Origin of the sequence: Aquimarina sp. 2-A2 (assembly GCF_045505135.1) — a bacterium.
In the GTDB taxonomy this organism is placed as follows: Bacteria; Bacteroidota; Bacteroidia; order Flavobacteriales; family Flavobacteriaceae; genus Aquimarina; species Aquimarina intermedia.
Genome location: NZ_JBJKFI010000001.1, coordinates 526,178 through 544,139 on the forward strand (window position 1 = coordinate 526,178; position 17,962 = coordinate 544,139).

The 17,962-nt window shown below is 37.6% G+C and carries 13 protein-coding genes; 4 read left to right on the top strand and 9 right to left on the bottom strand.

Annotated features, from left to right (window positions below):
• The first annotated feature begins 126 nt into the window (after nt 1-126).
• Complete coding sequence (locus ACJRPK_RS02300) at nt 127-4,734, top strand: DUF5689 domain-containing protein (protein ID WP_407138252.1); 4,608 nt, start codon at nt 127-129, stop codon at nt 4,732-4,734.
• A gap of 563 nt (nt 4,735-5,297) precedes the next feature.
• Here ACJRPK_RS02300 and ACJRPK_RS02305 read toward each other — a convergent pair.
• Together ACJRPK_RS02305 and ACJRPK_RS02310 are read right to left on the bottom strand one after the other, a co-directional pair.
• On the bottom strand, nt 5,298-5,690 hold the full coding sequence (locus tag ACJRPK_RS02305; protein WP_407138253.1) for a lipocalin family protein: 393 nt from the start codon (nt 5,688-5,690) through the stop codon (nt 5,298-5,300).
• Nucleotides 5,691-5,832: 142 nt separating this feature from the next.
• Nucleotides 5,833-7,128 (bottom strand): aminopeptidase P family protein, encoded by a 1,296-nt coding sequence (locus tag ACJRPK_RS02310; protein ID WP_407138254.1) that lies wholly within the window; start codon nt 7,126-7,128, stop codon nt 5,833-5,835.
• A 286-nt stretch (nt 7,129-7,414) separates the two neighbouring features.
• Between ACJRPK_RS02310 and ACJRPK_RS02315 the strand changes: the two genes are divergently transcribed.
• On the top strand, nt 7,415-10,264 hold the full coding sequence (locus ACJRPK_RS02315; protein ID WP_407138255.1) for a VPS10 domain-containing protein: 2,850 nt from the start codon (nt 7,415-7,417) through the stop codon (nt 10,262-10,264).
• A gap of 4 nt (nt 10,265-10,268) precedes the next feature.
• Here the strand turns inward: ACJRPK_RS02315 and ACJRPK_RS02320 are convergent, their stop codons facing one another.
• On the bottom strand, nt 10,269-10,559 hold the full coding sequence (locus tag ACJRPK_RS02320; RefSeq protein WP_148780997.1) for a chaperone modulator CbpM: 291 nt from the start codon (nt 10,557-10,559) through the stop codon (nt 10,269-10,271).
• Nucleotides 10,556-11,476, bottom strand: coding sequence for a DnaJ C-terminal domain-containing protein (locus ACJRPK_RS02325; protein WP_407138256.1), 921 nt, complete (start codon nt 11,474-11,476; stop codon nt 10,556-10,558). Before ACJRPK_RS02325 ends, ACJRPK_RS02320 begins: the two co-directional genes overlap by 4 nt.
• Nucleotides 11,477-11,584: 108 nt before the next feature.
• On the opposite strand from ACJRPK_RS02325, the gene ACJRPK_RS02330 reads away from it, so the two are divergent.
• Complete coding sequence (locus tag ACJRPK_RS02330; protein WP_407138257.1) at nt 11,585-11,980, top strand: DUF2721 domain-containing protein; 396 nt, start codon at nt 11,585-11,587, stop codon at nt 11,978-11,980.
• A gap of 43 nt (nt 11,981-12,023) precedes the next feature.
• On the top strand, nt 12,024-13,475 hold the full coding sequence (locus tag ACJRPK_RS02335) for an ATP-binding protein (protein ID WP_407138258.1): 1,452 nt from the start codon (nt 12,024-12,026) through the stop codon (nt 13,473-13,475).
• Between the two features lie 94 nt (nt 13,476-13,569).
• On the opposite strand, the gene pyk is transcribed toward ACJRPK_RS02335, so the two are convergent.
• From pyk to ACJRPK_RS02360, 5 genes are all read right to left on the bottom strand, one after another.
• Nucleotides 13,570-14,997 (bottom strand): pyruvate kinase, encoded by a 1,428-nt coding sequence (pyk, locus tag ACJRPK_RS02340; protein ID WP_407138259.1) that lies wholly within the window; start codon nt 14,995-14,997, stop codon nt 13,570-13,572.
• On the bottom strand, nt 14,997-15,485 hold the full coding sequence (locus ACJRPK_RS02345; protein ID WP_407138260.1) for an IPExxxVDY family protein: 489 nt from the start codon (nt 15,483-15,485) through the stop codon (nt 14,997-14,999). Before ACJRPK_RS02345 ends, pyk begins: the two co-directional genes overlap by 1 nt.
• Nucleotides 15,486-15,653: 168 nt before the next feature.
• Entirely contained in the window at nt 15,654-16,391 is a 738-nt protein-coding gene (rnc, locus tag ACJRPK_RS02350) for a ribonuclease III (RefSeq protein WP_407138261.1), read from the bottom strand.
• A 2-nt stretch (nt 16,392-16,393) separates the two neighbouring features.
• Entirely contained in the window at nt 16,394-17,647 is a 1,254-nt protein-coding gene (gene fabF, locus ACJRPK_RS02355; protein ID WP_407138262.1) for a beta-ketoacyl-ACP synthase II, read from the bottom strand.
• Nucleotides 17,648-17,664: 17 nt separating this feature from the next.
• A complete protein-coding gene (locus tag ACJRPK_RS02360) occupies nt 17,665-17,898 on the bottom strand; it encodes an acyl carrier protein (RefSeq protein ID WP_024768509.1) in 234 nt (77 codons plus the stop codon).
• Nucleotides 17,899-17,962: the final 64 nt, after the last annotated feature.

Below are 17,962 nucleotides of genomic sequence, written 5' to 3' on the forward strand. Positions count from 1 at the left end.
TGACTTATTCTTCAGCAATAAAACAGTATCTTAATTGCTTAAAGGTTTCATAACCTAAAAACCTACCCAAATTTATTGTGATTTTCTAAATTGCCGTGGTATAATATATACTTAAACACACACACAATGAATCTTAAATTACTCTTCACCCTTGCGGTGAGCATTACCCTATGCTGTACAATGAGTAGTACAGCACAATCCGTTTTTATAAACGAAATTCACTACGACAATTCAGGCACCGATGTTGACGAAGCTATCGAAATAGCCGCCCCCGCCGATACAGATCTTAGCGGTTGGAGCCTCGTTTTATACAATGGCTCTAATGGTCAAATGTACAACACCATCGTCTTGTCAGGTAGTATTGCAGATCAGCAAAATGGTTATGGAACGGTGATCGAAACTTTACCCACCAACGGTCTACAAAACGGAGCTCCAGATGGCGTTGCTTTAGTTGATAATACGAATACTGTTGTCCAGTTTTTGAGTTATGAGGGTGTATTTACAGCAGTAGATGGACCTGCATCGGGACTTACAAGTGTTGATATTGTAGTTTCAGAAACAAGTAGCACTGCGGTGGGGAGTTCGTTACAACTTTCGGGTAATGGAGCAAATTATACCGATTTCACTTGGGAAGCGTTGGATACAAATACCTACGGTGCTGTAAATACGAATCAAACTTTTGGTACGGTGGTAATCGATCCGGTTCTCAATGAATTTGTACTGAATCACACGGGATCGGATACTGATGAATTTATCGAAATTCTAGCGGGACCGTCTACAGATCTAAGTATGTATACCGTACTGGAGATAGAAGGAGACAGTAATGCAGCGGGAACGATTGACGAAGTAATTCCACTGGGAACCACAGATGCATTAGGTTATTTTACAACTGACTTTGCAGCAAATATGTTCGAAAACGGAACCCTTTCACTTCTTTTGGTAAAGAATTTTACAGGAAATCCGGGAGATGATTTAGATACTAATGATGATGGCGTGTTCGACAGTACTCCATGGGAGCAAATAGTAGATGCCGTGGGAGTTAATGACGGTGGAACCGCCGATGTTAATTATACCAACGTAACATTATCACAATCCTTCGATGGTAGTACATTCACCGTGAGCGGAGCCTCTAGATTTCCTAATGGAACGGACACCGATGCTACTTCGGATTGGACACGCAATGATTTTGACGGACAAGGATTACCAAGCTTCTCTCTTGCCAATGCAGAACCGGGAGAAGCTATCAATACTCCTGGTGGTGAAAATCAAGTTGTAGATGAGGTTGCAGAAGTTGTAGTTTTGATTAACGAGGTAGATGCGGATACCGAGGGTTCTGATATACTTGAATTTATTGAATTGTATGATGGTGGTGTGGGCAACACTGCGTTAGATGGATATACGGTTGTCTTATATAACGGGTCAAATAATCAATCCTATGCCGCATTCGATTTATCCGGATTTACGACCAATGCGAATGGATATTTAGTATTAGGAAACCCGGGTGTAAACAATGTAACGATTACTTTTCCCGGAAACGGAGTTCAAAATGGAGCCGATGCTGTAGCGCTTTATAAAGCTGATGCCGCCAATTTTCCGAACGGAAGTGAAATTACCACTACCAATCTTATTGATGCGCTGGTTTATGACACTAATGATGCGGATGATGTGGAGCTTTTGGCACTCCTTACTATAGGAGAGTCTCAAATTAATGAGGATGCTAAAGGTAACAAGGATATGCATTCTATGCAGCGTTTCCCTAATGGTTCCGGTGGATTGAGAAATACGAGTTCCTATATACAAGCAGTGCCTACTCCGGGGACATCAAATACGAATGCTACCGAAGAAGTCGCGCTCATCATTAATGAGCTCGATGCAGACACCCAGGGTTCTGATGCCTTAGAGTTTATAGAACTATATGATGGTGGGGTTGGAAACACTGCATTAGATGGTTATGTATTGGTTAATTATAATGGAAACGGGGATACAAGTTATAATGCCTTTGATCTGGATGGTTTTTCTACAAATGCCGAAGGATATTTTGTTTTAGGAAATGCAAATGTGGCTAATGTAAACTTAGTAGTGCCGGGGAATAGCTTTCAGAATGGAGCTGATGCTGTAGCTTTATATTTTGATAACGCTAGTAGTTTTCCGAACGGGACGGCACTGTCAACTACAAATCTTATTGATGCCATTGTTTATGATACAGACGATGCTGATGATGTAGAGCTACTGGCTTTATTAAATGAAGGTGCACCTCAGTTGAATGAGAATAGCAATGGTAATAAGGATGGAGAGTCTCTGCAGCGTATGCCAAATGGAACGGGCGGACCCCGTAATACCCAAACCTATGTTGTCAAGGATCCAACACCGGGACTATCCAATGAAGGCGTCATCGTAGTTCCGGGCGAGATTATTTCTATTGCAGCGGCTCGTGCAGCAGCGATCGGTACTCCGGTTACGATTACAGGTGTACTTACGGCAACAGATAATTTTAGAGGACCGGCGTTTATTCAAGACGCTACGGGGGGTATAGCCGTATTTGATCAGGTGATTCAATCCGGAGATACATTTCAGGTTGGTGACTCAATAACCCTTACGGGTACGCGAGTTGCTTTTAATGATCAGGTGCAGATTGACTCAGTAGTTGATGTAGTTGACAATGGCGAACCTCAGCAACCTATCACCCCCTTACCCATCACACTATCAGAACTTGCCAATCATCCGGGAGAATTGGTAGTGGTGCAAAATACAAGCTTTCCTAATCCGGGAGATTTATTATTTGGAAACGCCAACTTTACGTTAACCGATGCTAGTGGTACAGGAGAGTTACGTATAGATAATGATGTAACTACACTGGTAGGTAAAGTACAGCCAATTACGTGTCCGCAGATTACAGGAGTCGTAGGCCGTTTCAGAGAATTTTATCAACTCTTACCTCGTAATGCCGACGATATGCCTTGTGCTTTAGAATTTATTCCTCCAGGCGATACTATTGGTTTTCCGAAAGAGGAAACTTTTGACGTTGTTACTTGGAATATTGAATGGTTTGGAGATGAAGCCAATTCCCCAGTAGGAAACAACCCTATGTCTGATGCTATTCAGCGGGACAGTACAGCTGTAGTGTTAAAAAAATTAAATGCCGATATTTATGCCGTCCAAGAAATTGCAGATGACGCACTATTTGCAGAACTGGTAAGCACGCTGCCGGGATATGATTTTATATTATCGGATGCATTTTCAAATCCATCTTCTACGTCAAATGTTCAAAAAGTTGGATTTATTTACAATACAGAAACGGTAAATGTAGTATCAACCCGAGCTATGTTTACTTCAATACATCCATTATACAATGGGGGTGATGCGAGTGCAATAGCTGATTATCCAAATGAAACCACCCGATTTTTTGCAAGTGGTCGTTTACCATTTCTGATGACTGCTGATGTGACTGTTGACGGAGTCACCGAGCGTATTGATTTGGTGGCATTACATGCGCGAGCAAACAGTGGCACCGATGCTCAGGCACGTTACGATATGCGGAAATATGATGTTGAGGTGTTGAAGGATTCTTTAGACGCTAATTTTGGTACTAATAAAGTTATTTTGCTAGGTGACTATAACGATGATGTTGATGAGACGGTTGCAGATATTAGTTCGACTATATCAAGTTATGAGCGATATATTCAGGATAGTTCAAACTATACCGTTGTATCATCAGCTCTCAGCGATGCAGGTCTACGCTCTTTTATTTTCAGAGAAAATATGATCGATCATATCGCTATCACAAACGAACTAGATGAAAGTTATCTGGAAAATTCGGTCACTGTACATTATGATGTATATGATAATGACTATGCCTTTAATACCTCTGATCATTTACCGGTATCTGCCCGATTCTTATTGACGCCACCAATAGTAGAAAATGAATGTATTGGAGGCTCTGTGGTAGCATTCGATCAAGGTCTTCGTAAAGATGGACGCCGTGTAGCTTATCATCGTAGTCGTGCCCAAAAAGCATTGGGTAGCTCTAATGAGCGACGTTATTTTAATTTTGTGAGTTTAGGATTCGGTGGATCTATTACTATTGAATTAAACAATGAAATTTTTGACAATGTTGACAGCGACGAATTTATGGTGTATGAATCTACCGGATTTAGAGATAACATTCCTTGTCATTATTTTCCGGAAGAAGCTGAGGTTTTTGCTTCTGTAGATGGAGAAACGTTTGTATCTCTTGGAAGTACCTGTCAGGATGGAACTTTTGATCTGGCTAACGGAGGTTTGCGTAGTGCAAAATTTATAAAAATAGTTGATACTAGTGATAGCAGTAAGTTTCCTTGGTTTGCAGATGGGTATGATTTGGACGCTATTGTATGCTTGGAGTCTGGAGAAACCATTCCGTTACAAAAAGCAAGTGGAAGTATTGATAAACCTACTGACTACGAAAGCGAGTTATTGACTGAAGCCGATACTATAGAAGGTGTTGAAATTGTAGCTTCGCCAAATCCTGTGACTGATAGACTAAGTGTTCGCTTTACCACAAAAAACCGAAGTTCTTTACTTATATCGATTACCGATATAACAGGACGAGAAGTATATACACAACAAGCGGTTATGAACCTTGGAAGCTCAATTCTGCAAGTAGATATGAAATCATTTCCTCAGGGTATTTATGTAATTAAAGCAATCGATAAAGAGAATGGATCACAATACATAGAAAAGATTGTAAAAGAGTAATTCTTTAAACCTTAATGGAACAAGTGTTAATTGAAAAGCCGACTCTTAGGGGTCGGCTTTTTTATATCGTGATCTCTAAAATTGTTTAACTACTTTCTTATGAGTGGGTTGTGAAAACTGAGACTAAAATTTTTGCCATTAACAGTTATTTTTAAGATATTCCTTAACAAAAAGTCTAATTATTTTTGGAGGAAGTAAATAATTAGTGACCACTAGCGGACTCTAAATTTTTTCTAATCCCAATACTTCCTTTAATAAAAAAATAAAATGACTACAGAGGGCTAATGTAAAAAGTTATTTTATTTCTCCTTCTTTAGATTGTCGCGTATTTGTATTAAAATTTTGAAAAACTTGTAAATTAAAAACACTATTACACCTAATAGAATCAATAAAAACACTTGCCAAATACCGACCATAATTTTTTTATAATATTTATTTTATTACCAACTTTTTGAAAACGTTAGTTCGTTTATTGCAAACTTAAACTTTAAGAGAACAAACTAAAAGTGGTTTAGCCATAATACTTATGTGTTAATCCCTTTTCGTAAAATTGCCTAGAATGATTACTTTACCCTCACATACTTCTCCTTGCAAGCCTCAACACACTGTGTTGGATAGTCTAAAATAAGCGTGCCATCTATTAATTCAAAATTAATACTTGATTCGGTAGTGTCACAAGTGATCATAAGTTTTGAGTTGTTCATTGAATACGATCCGGCAGTGCCTATGGTTGCATCCTTACTCATTTGACAGTAAGAGGTATTACTCTTTAGCGTTCCATCTGCCAGAAAAGTAATTACTTTATCCTGGTTTGTTTTTTGAAAGGAGCCTTGACCATTACCGGGATCTACTAAAACTTGGCTTAATTGCCAGGTGCCGACTAAGGTCGATTCTTTCTTTTCGGCGCAAGCATAAATTACCAGAATAATAAACGTGCTGAGGAGTAACTTTTTCATAAATACTGAGTTGTGTGTTATTGAACAACGAAGCTATAAAAATTCACGTGAAATGCCTTACGGATATACCGCCGAGTTAGTATTTGAAAAACCCTTATATTTTTAGGATATAAGGGTTTAAAATTATAGAAATAAAAAGCAGTTACTTTTGATTCATTAAACTTTCAATTTCTTCTGCTTCAATAGGAATGTTCTCCATTAAATTGATTGGTTCTCCTTTTTCTTGAACGACTACATCATCTTCAAGGCGAATACCGAAGCCTTCTTCCGGAATATAAATCCCGGGCTCCACGGTAAACACCATATTTGCTTGTATTGACTCAGTTAGAATACCGTAGTCATGAGTATCTAATCCTATATGATGAGATGTACCATGCATAAAATATTTTTTATATGCTGGCCAGTCTGGATTTTCATTTTGTACGTCTGCTTTATCTAAAAGACCCAGACCCAATAATTCTGAAGTCATTAATTTACCTACCTCTTCATGATACGACTCCCAGTAGGCACCAGGCACTAATAATTTAGTAGCTTCATTTTTTACCCGTAGCACTGCATTGTACACCTCTTTCTGTCTCTTTGTATAGCTTCCTGAAACCGGAATAGTACGGGATAAGTCACTCGCATAATTAGCGTACTCTGCCGCAAAGTCCATGAGTATTAGATCGCCGGGCTTACATTCCTGATTGTTTTGCACATAATGCAATACATTTGCGTTGTTACCACTGGCGATAATTGGAGTGTACGCAAAACCTTTAGAGCGATTATTTAAAAACTCATGCATAATTTCTGCCTGAATATTATATTCCCACACTCCGGGCTTTACAAAGGATAATACACGTCTAAAAGCCTTTTCAGTAATATTACACGCAGTTTGCATAAGATCTAGTTCGATGGGATCTTTTACAGAGCGTAAACGTTGTAAAATAGGATTACTTTTTGCGACAGCATGTGCTGGATACTTTGCTTTCCACCATTTTGTAAAACGATCTTCACGAGTTTCGGTTTCTACATTGGCTCGATAATGTTCGTTGGTATTTACGTAGACGGTTTCACATTGCGTCATAATTTCAAAAAAAACTTTTTCGAACTCCTGTAACCAGTATACAGTTTTTACACCTGAAGTTTCAAAAGCCATTTCTTTAGTAAGTTTTTCACCTTCCCAAACAGCGATATGATCATTTGTTTCTTTTAAGAACAGTATTTCGCGATGTTTTTCTTTAGGAGCATCAGGAAAAAGCAGTAAAATACTCTCTTCCTGATCAACACCACTAAGGTAAAAGATATCACGATGCTGCTCAAAAGGCATGGTGCTATCAGCACTGATAGGATATATATCGTTACTGTTAAAAACGGCAATACTATTAGGCTTCATTTGAGCCATAAAATTTTTTCTGTTTTTGATAAATAGACACTTATCAATTGGATCGTACTTCATTTTCTTTTTTTAGTAATTATCTATTAATTTATATACGCCAGGGGAAGTCAAAATAACTTTCATTTTTTTTAGATCCACTAGGCTCAGATTATATTCTATAAATACGTATTGTTAAACAATATCTAAAAATTTTGACATTATTTTAACATTACATAATTTCATACGCTAAAATTAAGAATATTCTATGCAAACCTAAGATATTGAGAGAAGATACGATACAACTTAGCCCAATTTTTAGAGGGTATGTAGTTTGTATCCTTTTTACTTTATCCACAACAAATCATTCATGAAACTAAACTGGACCGCAACGCTATTGATGACACTTGTAGGTGTTATACAAGCACAACAACCATCAACCTCTGCACAAGATCAGCAACAAGCACTTATACAAAAACAAAATCTCCAAAAAACATCATTAGTCAAAAACATCCCTTTTGAGAACATTGGACCTTCCGTAATGAGTGGGCGTGTAGTAGATATTGCAGTAAATCCCAAACAGCCGACAGAGTTTTATGTAGGATATGCTTCAGGAGGATTATGGTATACAAATAATAATGGAACTACATTTTCACCTGTTTTGGATACTGCCGAAACTATTAATGTGGGTGACATCGCTGTGCATTGGGAATCAGGAACACTTTGGGTAGGTACAGGAGAAAACAATGCGTCCAGGTCTTCCTATGCGGGCACTGGAATTTTAAAATCCGAGGATAAAGGAAAAACGTGGAAAAATGTTGGGCTGACTGACTCACATCATATAGGAAGAATTGTGATAAATGCCGAAAATTCTGATGAGGTAATTGTTGGTGTTGCAGGCCATTTGTATTCTGCTAATGAAGAACGTGGCATTTATAAAACTGTGGACGGAGGAAAAACCTGGAAAAAAACACTCTTTATTGATGACAAAACCGGAATTATTGATGTAGCTGTAGCTCCTCAAAATTTTAAGATTCAATATGCTTCGACTTGGCAGCGTGATCGTAAAGCGTGGAATTTTAAAGGAAATGGTGAAGGATCTGCGATTTACAAAAGTATCGATGCGGGAGATACCTGGACCAAAATTAGCACAGAAACGAGTGGTTTTCCAGTGGGTGATGGTGTAGGGCGCATAGGGATAGCTGTTTTTGATGAAAACACAGTGTACGCAGTTCATGACAATCAAAACCGGAGAAAAGTAAAAGAAGATAAGGGAGACACCAAGGGCCTGACTAAAGAAGACTTTAAAACGATGTCAGTGGAGGTCTTTTTAGAGATCGAGGACAAGAAACTAAATGCGTACCTGAAACGAAATGGATTTCAGGAAAAATACAGAGCAGAAAACGTAAAGCATATGGTACGCGGTGGGACCGTCAAACCCATCGACTTGGCGAAGTATCTTGAAAATGCGAATGCAGCACTATTTGATACGCCTGTAATTGGGGCCGAAGTGTACCGCAGTGATGATGGAGGTACTAGTTGGAAAAAAACACATGAGGATTATCTCGACGATATTTTTTATAGTTATGGGTATTACTTTGCCCAAATACAAGTAAATCCTTCAGACAAGGAGCATATTTATATCTCGGGAGTACCCATAGTGAAGTCTAAGGATGGAGGAAAGACATTTGAAAGTATAAGCGCAGAGAATGTTCATGCCGATCATCATGCATTATGGATAAATCCTGAGAACCCGAAACATTTAATTAACGGGAATGATGGAGGTGTTAATATTACCTATGATGATGGGTCCAATTGGTTAAAAGCAAATCAACCAAGTGTTGGACAGTTTTATGCCATACAAGTGGACAATGAAGAACCATATAATATTTATGGAGGATTGCAGGATAATGGTGTATGGGTAGGATCCAGTACAGCAGAAGAAGATGTAGCTTGGCATCAAAATGGTCATTACCCATGGGAAAGTATTATGGGAGGTGATGGAATGCAGGTGCAAGTTGATACTCGTAATGCTGATATCGTGTATACGGGATTTCAGTTTGGTAATTACTATAGACTAAATCGTGCAACGGGAGAATCTACCTATATTCAACCAAAACACGAGTTAGGGGAATCTCCATATCGTTTTAACTGGCAGACTCCGATACTATTGTCTCCTCATAATCAAGACATCCTATATCTGGGAGGTAATAAGTTAATGCGATCTATGAATCAGGGAACAGATTGGCAGGCAATTTCAAAGGACTTAACAGGTGGCGGTAAGAAAGGAAATGTAGCCTATGGTACTCTAACAGCAATTAGCGAATCTCCGTTTCACTTTGGTGTTTTATATACAGGGAGTGATGATGGTTTTGTATATCGTAGTGATAATGCAGGCGGTAGCTGGACCTTACTCTCAAAAGATTTGCCCAAAGATTTATGGGTGTCTAGAATAGTAGCTTCACAACATGCTAAAGATAGAGTATATGTAACTTTGAATGGTTATCGCTGGGACGACTTTACGCCGTATGTATATCGTAGCGAGGATCGTGGGGCAACGTGGACAGTTATAGGGAATTCCATCCCGATGTCTCCTGTAAATGTTATTATTGAAGACCCTAAGAACGAAGATGTCGTTTATGTAGGAACAGATAATGGTGCATATGTTAGCTTTGACCGGGGTAACTCTTGGGAGACTTTTTCAAAAGGACTCCCACCAGTTGCAGTACACGATATGGTTATTCAGTCAAAATCGAATGATTTATTGATAGGAACTCACGGAAGAAGCATTTATCGGACAAATGTTGAGCCTCTTCAAGGTTTAACCAAAGCGCTTACTAAACCCTTACATATTTTTCCGATTTCGGACATTACCTATTCAAAAAATTGGGGTAATTCATGGAGTAAATGGTTAGCTCCTAAAACACCGGAGACTTTATTGAAAGTTTATTCTAAAAAACCGGAAGATTTTGTGGTTACTATTAGTACCAAAGAAGGTAAGAAGCTGTACGAGTTTACTACAAAAGCAGATCGGGGTCTTACGTATATACCGTATGATTTAAGTATACCAAAAGAAGGTAAAAAGGTATATGAAAAAGAGTATCCTGATGATGAACTCACTAAACGTAAAAACGAAAAATATTACTTACCGGTTGGAACCTATCAAGTTCAAATAACCAATGGAGCTACTGTTGCTTCAGAAACGTTTGAAATTAAATAAAAGCTTATTCAAAAAGCTGCAATCGGTTTTTCAATTGTCTATTAGCCTGCTGCAGCTTTTCGATTTTACTTAACAGATGTTGTATTACTTCTATTCCATCGACATTGACACCCAGCTCGGTTTTTAGGCGCAGTAAACGCTCAAAATCACCTAAGTGATCCACATGTAAATAATATTGCTCCTCAACATAATGTACTTCTATAAGTTCTTTTTCTATTAATAAGGAGATAAAGGAAGTTTCAACCCTGTACCGGTTACATAAATCTTGGGTCAGGATATATTCTGTAGTTCTCATGAGTTTAAATTTTTAAGGGTTGTAAACAATTCCTTTTCTTTAGGACTTAGTTTTTCGGGAATTTTGATAGTGTAGGTAATATAAAGGTCTCCAAACTGCCCTTCTTCTTTATATTTTGGAAATCCTTTACCCTTTAGCTTCACCTTAGTTAAGTTCTGTGTGCCGGGCTTGAGCTGCAGCTTTACTTTTCCATCAAAAGTCTCAACCATGATCTCGCCCCCCAGAACCGCATCAAAAAGATTGAGTTCAACATTTTTATATAAATTAGCACCATCTCGTTTAAAATCTGAAGTATTTAAAATTTCAAAAGTTATGTAGAGATCTCCATTAGGACCTCCTTGAATTCCCGGCGCACCATGATTTTTTATTTTAATAGTTTGTCTGTTTTCTACGCCCGCAGGAATCGTTAAACGAATTTTTTTATCATTAATAGTTAGGGTTTGTTTTTGCGTGGTGTATACATCGGTTAAATTTAACCGTAGCGAAGCATTATAGTCTTGTCCTTTAAACTGAGGTCTGTGTCCGCGGCCCTGTTGTCTCTGAGCTCCGCCAAACATAGTTTCAAAAAAATCTGAGAAAGTATCGTCATCAAAATTGCCTGAATATGAATAGCCTGAATCCGAACCACTATAGCTTCCAAAAGGACTACCTTGTGCCTGCTGCCGTTTTTTAGCCTCTTCAAATTGTTCAGCATGCTGCCAGTCTTTTCCATATTGATCATATTTTTTTCGCTTTTCTTGATCGCTTAAAACCTCATTGGCCTCATTAACCTGTTGAAACTTCTTTTTAGCTTCAGCATCGTTTGGATTAAGATCAGGATGATATTTCCTGGCTAATTTACGATAGGCCTTTTTGATATCAGAGGCAGTAGCTTTGTTATCAATCTCTAAAACTTTATAATAATCTATAAACTCCATCTGGCGCATTATTTTATTTAAAAGTATAAAAATCTAACCCGTATGGTTACTAAGGAAATATTAAATATATTGCTCGCATAGCCGCTGTAACAATTAAAAACTTTATTGATGACACTAACTATGAGTATTCCCGCCCTGCTATTTCCTGCAATATCACTAACTATGTTAGCGTACAATGCCAGATACTTAGCAATAGCCGCTTTGATCAGACAATTATTCAAGGAATATGAGGCATCCTCTTCAGATAATATTAAATTACAGATTAAGAATTTGAGAAAGAGATTATGGTTGATACAGCATATGCAAGCGATTGCTATTTTGAGCTTTTTGGGAAGCGTTGTTACGATGACATTTCTTTACTTAGATTATCTGCAAGTAGCCAATATTAGCTTTGGAATAAGCCTGTTATCACTAATGATTTCATTAACACTATCATTTATCGAAGTACAATTATCCACCAGAGCCTTATCGATACGTTTGGATAGAATAGAAAAAAATAAGTAAGAATTCCTTATCTTGTTATAAATAAACCACTTAATACGGATTTGTGCTAAAAAACAAACTTTTTGATAATGTTTTAAAAGATTTTGACACCGGCTACTGGGAATTAGATCCGGCGTCAGCTCAAATCGTATGGTCAAAGAAATTTTTTTCGGCTTTGGGGTATTCAAAAAAGGATGTCACTCCGAGTTATGCTTATTTTATTGAACAATTATTACACAAAGAGGACGCGTCTCTATTTGCTAAGAATTTTGAAGCATATAGATCGCACAATCAAAATTTTAAACAACATATCCGCATACTTAATAAAGAAGGAGCGTATCAACTTTTCAGGTGTGCGACTAATGATGAGCTACCAGTAAATATTCAATCTCTGGTTCAATTAATTTTCTTTTTTGAGGTAAAACTCGAACCTGAAAAAACCTTTAAAAAAGATATTTTCTATTATCGGGAGACTGCAGAAATGACTTCTACCGGAAGTTGGTATGTGGATTTCAATAAAAAACAAAGTTATTGGGATTTTGAAACCAGAAGAATACTGGAATATCCCGAAAATTATATTCCGTCGCTTAAAAATTCGGCCAAATATTATGCCGATGATTCCAAACAGCAAGCGGCTGATTTATTTTTTAAGTGTGCGATGTCAGGTACTGCGTTTAATACAGAAATTAAAATGCTAACCTCTAACGGACGGGAGTTTTGGGTAAAAGCTATCGGAAAACCTGTTTATGGAAAGGATAAAGAAATAATTGGTATCAGAGGGGTTTTTCAGGACATTGATGAGGCCAAGAGAAAAGAATTGAGACTTCAGAAATCAATGGATATCATTGCCTCTCAAAATTCAAAGCTGTTTAATTTTGCTCATATTGTCTCTCATAATTTACGATCACACACGAGCAATTTATCGTTATTAGTTCAACTTATTGATGATCTTGAAAATCCTAAAGAACGAGAAGAGGTAATCAATGAAGTACGCCACATATCATACAATCTTAATACTACTATAGATCACCTTAATGAAATCGTAACGATTCACACCAATAATCAACAAGAACGAGTTCCGGTAAGATTCTCCAAAGCACTTGAGTTAGTTACCAATGGTATTGGTCACATAATCAACTCTACAAAGACTGAAATTATTGCCGATTTTACCTTGCTTCCTGAGATACCTTTTATTCCTGCGTATATGGAGAGTATTTTTCTTAATTTAATTACAAATGCCATAAAATATAAGCACCCGGATCGTAAACCTGTGGTCCGTATCAAATCATACACAGAAGAGGGAGCAAATTATCTGAAGATTTCGGATAATGGGAGTGGTATTGATATGAAAGCAAATAAATCAAAGATATTCGGGATGTATAAAACGTTTCATGCAAATGAAGACGCCGTAGGTATTGGATTATTTATCACCAGAAATCAGATCGAGTCTATGGGCGGCACAATTAAGGTTGAGAGCGAAGTTGGTGTAGGAACTACCTTTACTATTCAGTTCTAAATCACATAAACAAAAAAGCCTCTAATGAGGCTTTTTTTAGTTGTATACTTAAGCGGTTGTTCAAACTGCTCCAGTATTATGTGTTCACTTGCCCCTAGACTTGAGAAACACGCAATGTATTTACCATCCCTTTATCAGAAACAGGCATAGCTGCCAGATTAATTAACATATCTCCGTCACTTACAAAGCCACGAGTTAAGGCTAGTTGATTAACATCCTCAACAGTCTCATCGGTACTTACATATTTGTCATAGAAAAATGCTTTGACACCCCACAGTAAATTGAGTTGACATAAAATTCGTTTGTTACTGGTAAACACCAGAATATGTGCGGTAGGACGCCATGCCGAAATCTGGAATGCAGTGTATCCACTGTTGGTCAACGTACAAATTGCTTTCGCATCAATATCATCGGCCATATGCGCTGCATGATAACAGATTGATTTTGTTATAAAACGATTCGTTCTAATATGTGGCGGATTTTGCGGAACTTTTATTAAATCTGAATGTTCAACACTTCGAATAACCTTAGACATGGTCTCAATGACCTGCACCGGATATTTACCTACCGAGGTTTCACCGGATAACATCACAGCATCAGCACCATCCATTACAGAATTAGCCACATCATTTACTTCAGCTCTGGTTGGAGTTAAACTATCAATCATCGTTTCCATCATCTGTGTCGCGATGATTACGGGTATACGCGCTATTTTAGCTCTTAGCACCAATTGTTTTTGAATAAGGGGCACCTCTTGCGCAGGAATTTCAACACCCAAGTCACCACGGGCAACCATTAGTCCATCGCAATAGGAAACAATCTTATCAATATTCTCAACACCCTCCGGCTTTTCAATTTTAGCGATAATAGGAATTTTATGATCGCTGTTCTTTTTGATCAATTCCTGTAACTCCATCAAGTCTTCAGCATGTCTTACAAAGGAGAGTGCAATCCAATCTACTTTTTGCTCGCAAGCAAAAATGGCATCTTTTACATCTTTTTTGGTCAATGCCGGTAGAGAGATCTTTGTATTAGGAAGATTTACTCCTTTTTTTGAACGTAAAGGACCCCCTTGAATAACTTTAGCTTGTACGATATCTTTCCCATTAGTGGCAACCACTTCAAACATTAGTTTTCCATCATCCAATAGAATTTTTTCACCAGCTTTTACATCCTTAGGAAATTCAGCGTAGTTCATATAAACACGTTCTGCCGTACCTTCAAACGCTTTACCGGTTACAAATTCAATAGTATCCCCTTTGCTTACAACGACATCACCTTTCATCACCCCAACACGCAGTTTGGGACCTTGCAGGTCTCCAAGAATTGCTGTATTATAGCCATGCTCATCGCTTAGTTCCCGGATCATTTTGATACGCTCTTTTACGTCGGCATAATCGGCGTGAGAAAAATTGATTCTAAAAACATCAACTCCTGCATCGAGCATATCTTTAAGCACTTCTTTTGTACTTGTTGCAGGACCTAAAGTTGCAACAATTTTGGTTTTTTTACGTTTTGGCATTAGTCAAAGATTAAATTATTCTTAGATTTTAGTATGTTATAATCAACAGTATAGGCGGTGACAATTTGCATTATGTTCTGTATATGCATAAGCAATGTCTTGCTTGAAAACTGTGATGCATCCGATTCAATTTTTAAAAAATAATCAACATTTTTTAATTCGGGAATCAGGTATTTAATTGTGTGATTTTGTTCGGTAACAAAAAGTCCGCTATTAACTACATCGCTAGTAATGCTTTTATGACGAAAGGTATTTGCAAAAAAAGAATACGTCGTATACTGATATTCATCATAAAACTGATAAAATGGATAATCGGCTACTACATCATCATATTTAAACTGGATGTCCCGTTCTTTGCGACAAAGCTTTATTTTGAGCATCTTATTCAACAAGAAAGCTAATCGATAAGATTCTAGAGAACAATGAATAGCAATAAGTTCATAATCATCTTCTGCAAGTGTATCTAAAACGAGTCTTTGAACAGCCACTTAATGAATTGTTTCGTTAAAATCAATTGGAAATATACAAATTAATTTTACCAAGAACTTTAAATCTTTGTGAAGATGCGCACCGAAAACGATTGCGTTAATATCTTTTCATTTAAAGCAACAAAATCACGCCGGTTTAAGGAATTTTACCGTCATAAGTTCTAAGAATTAGTACTCATTGATTTTTGATTGTAGTGCAAAATAGGCCCGTTTTGAAGATTTTTCTTCAGCTTTCTTTTTTGAGGTGGCTCTTGCTTTTGCGATGACTTTATTGTCAATCCACAATTTTACCGCAAAATGTTTCATTTCATCTTTACCTGTGTCTTCGTAGATTTCGTAACTAAAATCCTTTTTCTCTTTTTGACACCACTCAATCAATAAACTTTTGTAGCTAATTATTTGACCTTCGAGACTTTCTATGTCTACATAAGGATTGATAACCGCTTCATGTATAAAACGTTCACAGTAGTTGAAGCCTCTGTCCAGATAAATGGCTCCGATAAGTGATTCGAACAAATTGCCATGAATATTGATCCCAAATTGAGATTTAGGGATATTGGTACGAACGAGTTCAATGAGTTTAAGATCTTTTCCTAATTCGTTAAGATGTTTTCTACTCACAACTTTTGCTCTCATCTTGGTCAGATAGCCTTCATTTCCTTCAGGTACTTCTTTAAAAAGATGTGCGGCAATTACGCTACTCAACATCGCATCACCTAAGAATTCCAGACGTTCATAGTTCACCGCATTTCCCTTTTTGTCTTTTAGATTAAGGGATCTATGGGTAAATGCTTTTTCATAGTTCGCAATATTACGAGGTTTAAAACCCAGTATTTCCTGAATTCTGGAAAAAAAATTCCCGTTCTTTTCAGAGCGGGAATTTAATATGTTGCGAATAACACTCATTATTACTCGTCTAATTTTTTAAATAACACACAAGCATTATGACCTCCGAAGCCAAAAGTATTACTCATGGCGTACTTAATTTCGCGTTTTTGTGCTTTGTTCAACGTTAAATTCAATGAAGAATCTATGTTTTCATCAACCGTTGTGTGGTTAATAGTTGGAGGTACAATACTGTGCTTCATGGATAAGATTGAAGAAATTGCTTCAATCGCTCCGGCAGCACCCAGTAAGTGACCAGTCATAGACTTCGTAGAGTTAATATTGATGTTTGGTGCATGTTTTCCAAAAACTTTAGTAATAGCCTTCAATTCTGCTACATCTCCTAATGGAGTGGATGTACCGTGAGTGTTTATGGCATCTACTTCTTCTGGTTGCACACCAGCATCTCTTAAACAATTAAGCATTACGCGTTCTACACCAATACCGTCGGGATGAGGAGCTGTCATGTGATATGCATCACTTGACATTCCGCCACCAACAACTTCAGCATAGATTTTAGCACCCCTTGCTTTTGCATGTTCATATTCTTCCAGTATCAACGCTCCACTACCTTCACCTAAAACAAAACCATCTCTGGTCGCATCAAAAGGTCTTGAGGCAGTTTGTGGATTATCATTTCTGGTAGATAATGCATGCATTGCATTGAATCCTCCCATACCCGCAATTGTAACTGCAGCTTCACTTCCTCCTGTAACAATGATATCACAATGCCCTAATCTAATGTAGTTAAGTGCATCGATCATTGCATTAGCCGAAGAGGCGCAAGCAGAAACTGTGGTATAGTTGGGTCCCATAAAACCATTTCGGATGGAAATATGTCCTGGTGCTATATCGGCAATCATTTTGGGAATAAAAAATGGATTGAAACGCGGAGTTCCATCACCATTTGCGTAATTAATTACTTCTTCCTGAAATGTTTCTAAACCACCAATACCAGCACCCCAGATCACGCCAACTCTAAACTTGTCTACTTTTTCCATATCAATGGCAGCATCTTTAATGGCCTCTTCTGAAGAGACAATCGCATACTGGGCAAACTTATCTAGCTTACGTGCTTCTTTTCTATCAAAATAATCTGTTGGGACGTAATTTTTGACCTCACAAGCAAATTTAGTCTTGAATTTTTCGGTGTCAAAATAAGTAATGGGAGCGCAACCGCTCTTACCATTCACTAATCCATCCCAATATTGATTAATATCGTTACCTATAGGCGTTAGTGCGCCTAGTCCTGTGACTACAACTCGCTTTAAACTCATATTTTGTGGTGAAGTTATTACTTTGCGTCTTCAATATAAGATATTGCCTGACCAACTGTAGCAATGTTCTCTGCCTGATCGTCTGGTATCTGTATATCAAATTCTTTTTCGAATTCCATTATCAATTCTACAGTGTCTAATGAATCTGCGCCTAAGTCGTTTGTGAAGCTAGCCTCATTTACTACTTCGTTTTCGTCTACTCCTAATTTGTCAACGATTATCGCTTTTACTCTTGATGCAATGTCTGACATAATGTTTAATTTTAATTTTTTAATTAAGTGGCAAAAATAAAAAACTTTATTTTAAAACCCCACA

What these genes read in the sequence shown, in the direction of transcription:
- ACJRPK_RS02325 (WP_407138256.1), bottom strand. Translation starts at nt 11,476, where the DNA reads ATGGAGTTTATAGATTATTATAAAGTTTTAGAGATTGATAACAAAGCT.
- ACJRPK_RS02310 (WP_407138254.1), bottom strand. Translation starts at nt 7,128, where the DNA reads ATGAAGTACGATCCAATTGATAAGTGTCTATTTATCAAAAACAGAAAA.
- ACJRPK_RS02300 (WP_407138252.1), top strand. Translation starts at nt 127, where the DNA reads ATGAATCTTAAATTACTCTTCACCCTTGCGGTGAGCATTACCCTATGC.
- ACJRPK_RS02320 (WP_148780997.1), bottom strand. Translation starts at nt 10,559, where the DNA reads ATGAGAACTACAGAATATATCCTGACCCAAGATTTATGTAACCGGTAC.
- pyk (WP_407138259.1), bottom strand. Translation starts at nt 14,997, where the DNA reads ATGCCAAAACGTAAAAAAACCAAAATTGTTGCAACTTTAGGTCCTGCA.
- fabF (WP_407138262.1), bottom strand. Translation starts at nt 17,647, where the DNA reads ATGAGTTTAAAGCGAGTTGTAGTCACAGGACTAGGCGCACTAACGCCT.
- ACJRPK_RS02330 (WP_407138257.1), top strand. Translation starts at nt 11,585, where the DNA reads ATGACACTAACTATGAGTATTCCCGCCCTGCTATTTCCTGCAATATCA.
- ACJRPK_RS02360 (WP_024768509.1), bottom strand. Translation starts at nt 17,898, where the DNA reads ATGTCAGACATTGCATCAAGAGTAAAAGCGATAATCGTTGACAAATTA.
- ACJRPK_RS02315 (WP_407138255.1), top strand. Translation starts at nt 7,415, where the DNA reads ATGAAACTAAACTGGACCGCAACGCTATTGATGACACTTGTAGGTGTT.
- ACJRPK_RS02305 (WP_407138253.1), bottom strand. Translation starts at nt 5,690, where the DNA reads ATGAAAAAGTTACTCCTCAGCACGTTTATTATTCTGGTAATTTATGCT.
- rnc (WP_407138261.1), bottom strand. Translation starts at nt 16,391, where the DNA reads ATGAGTGTTATTCGCAACATATTAAATTCCCGCTCTGAAAAGAACGGG.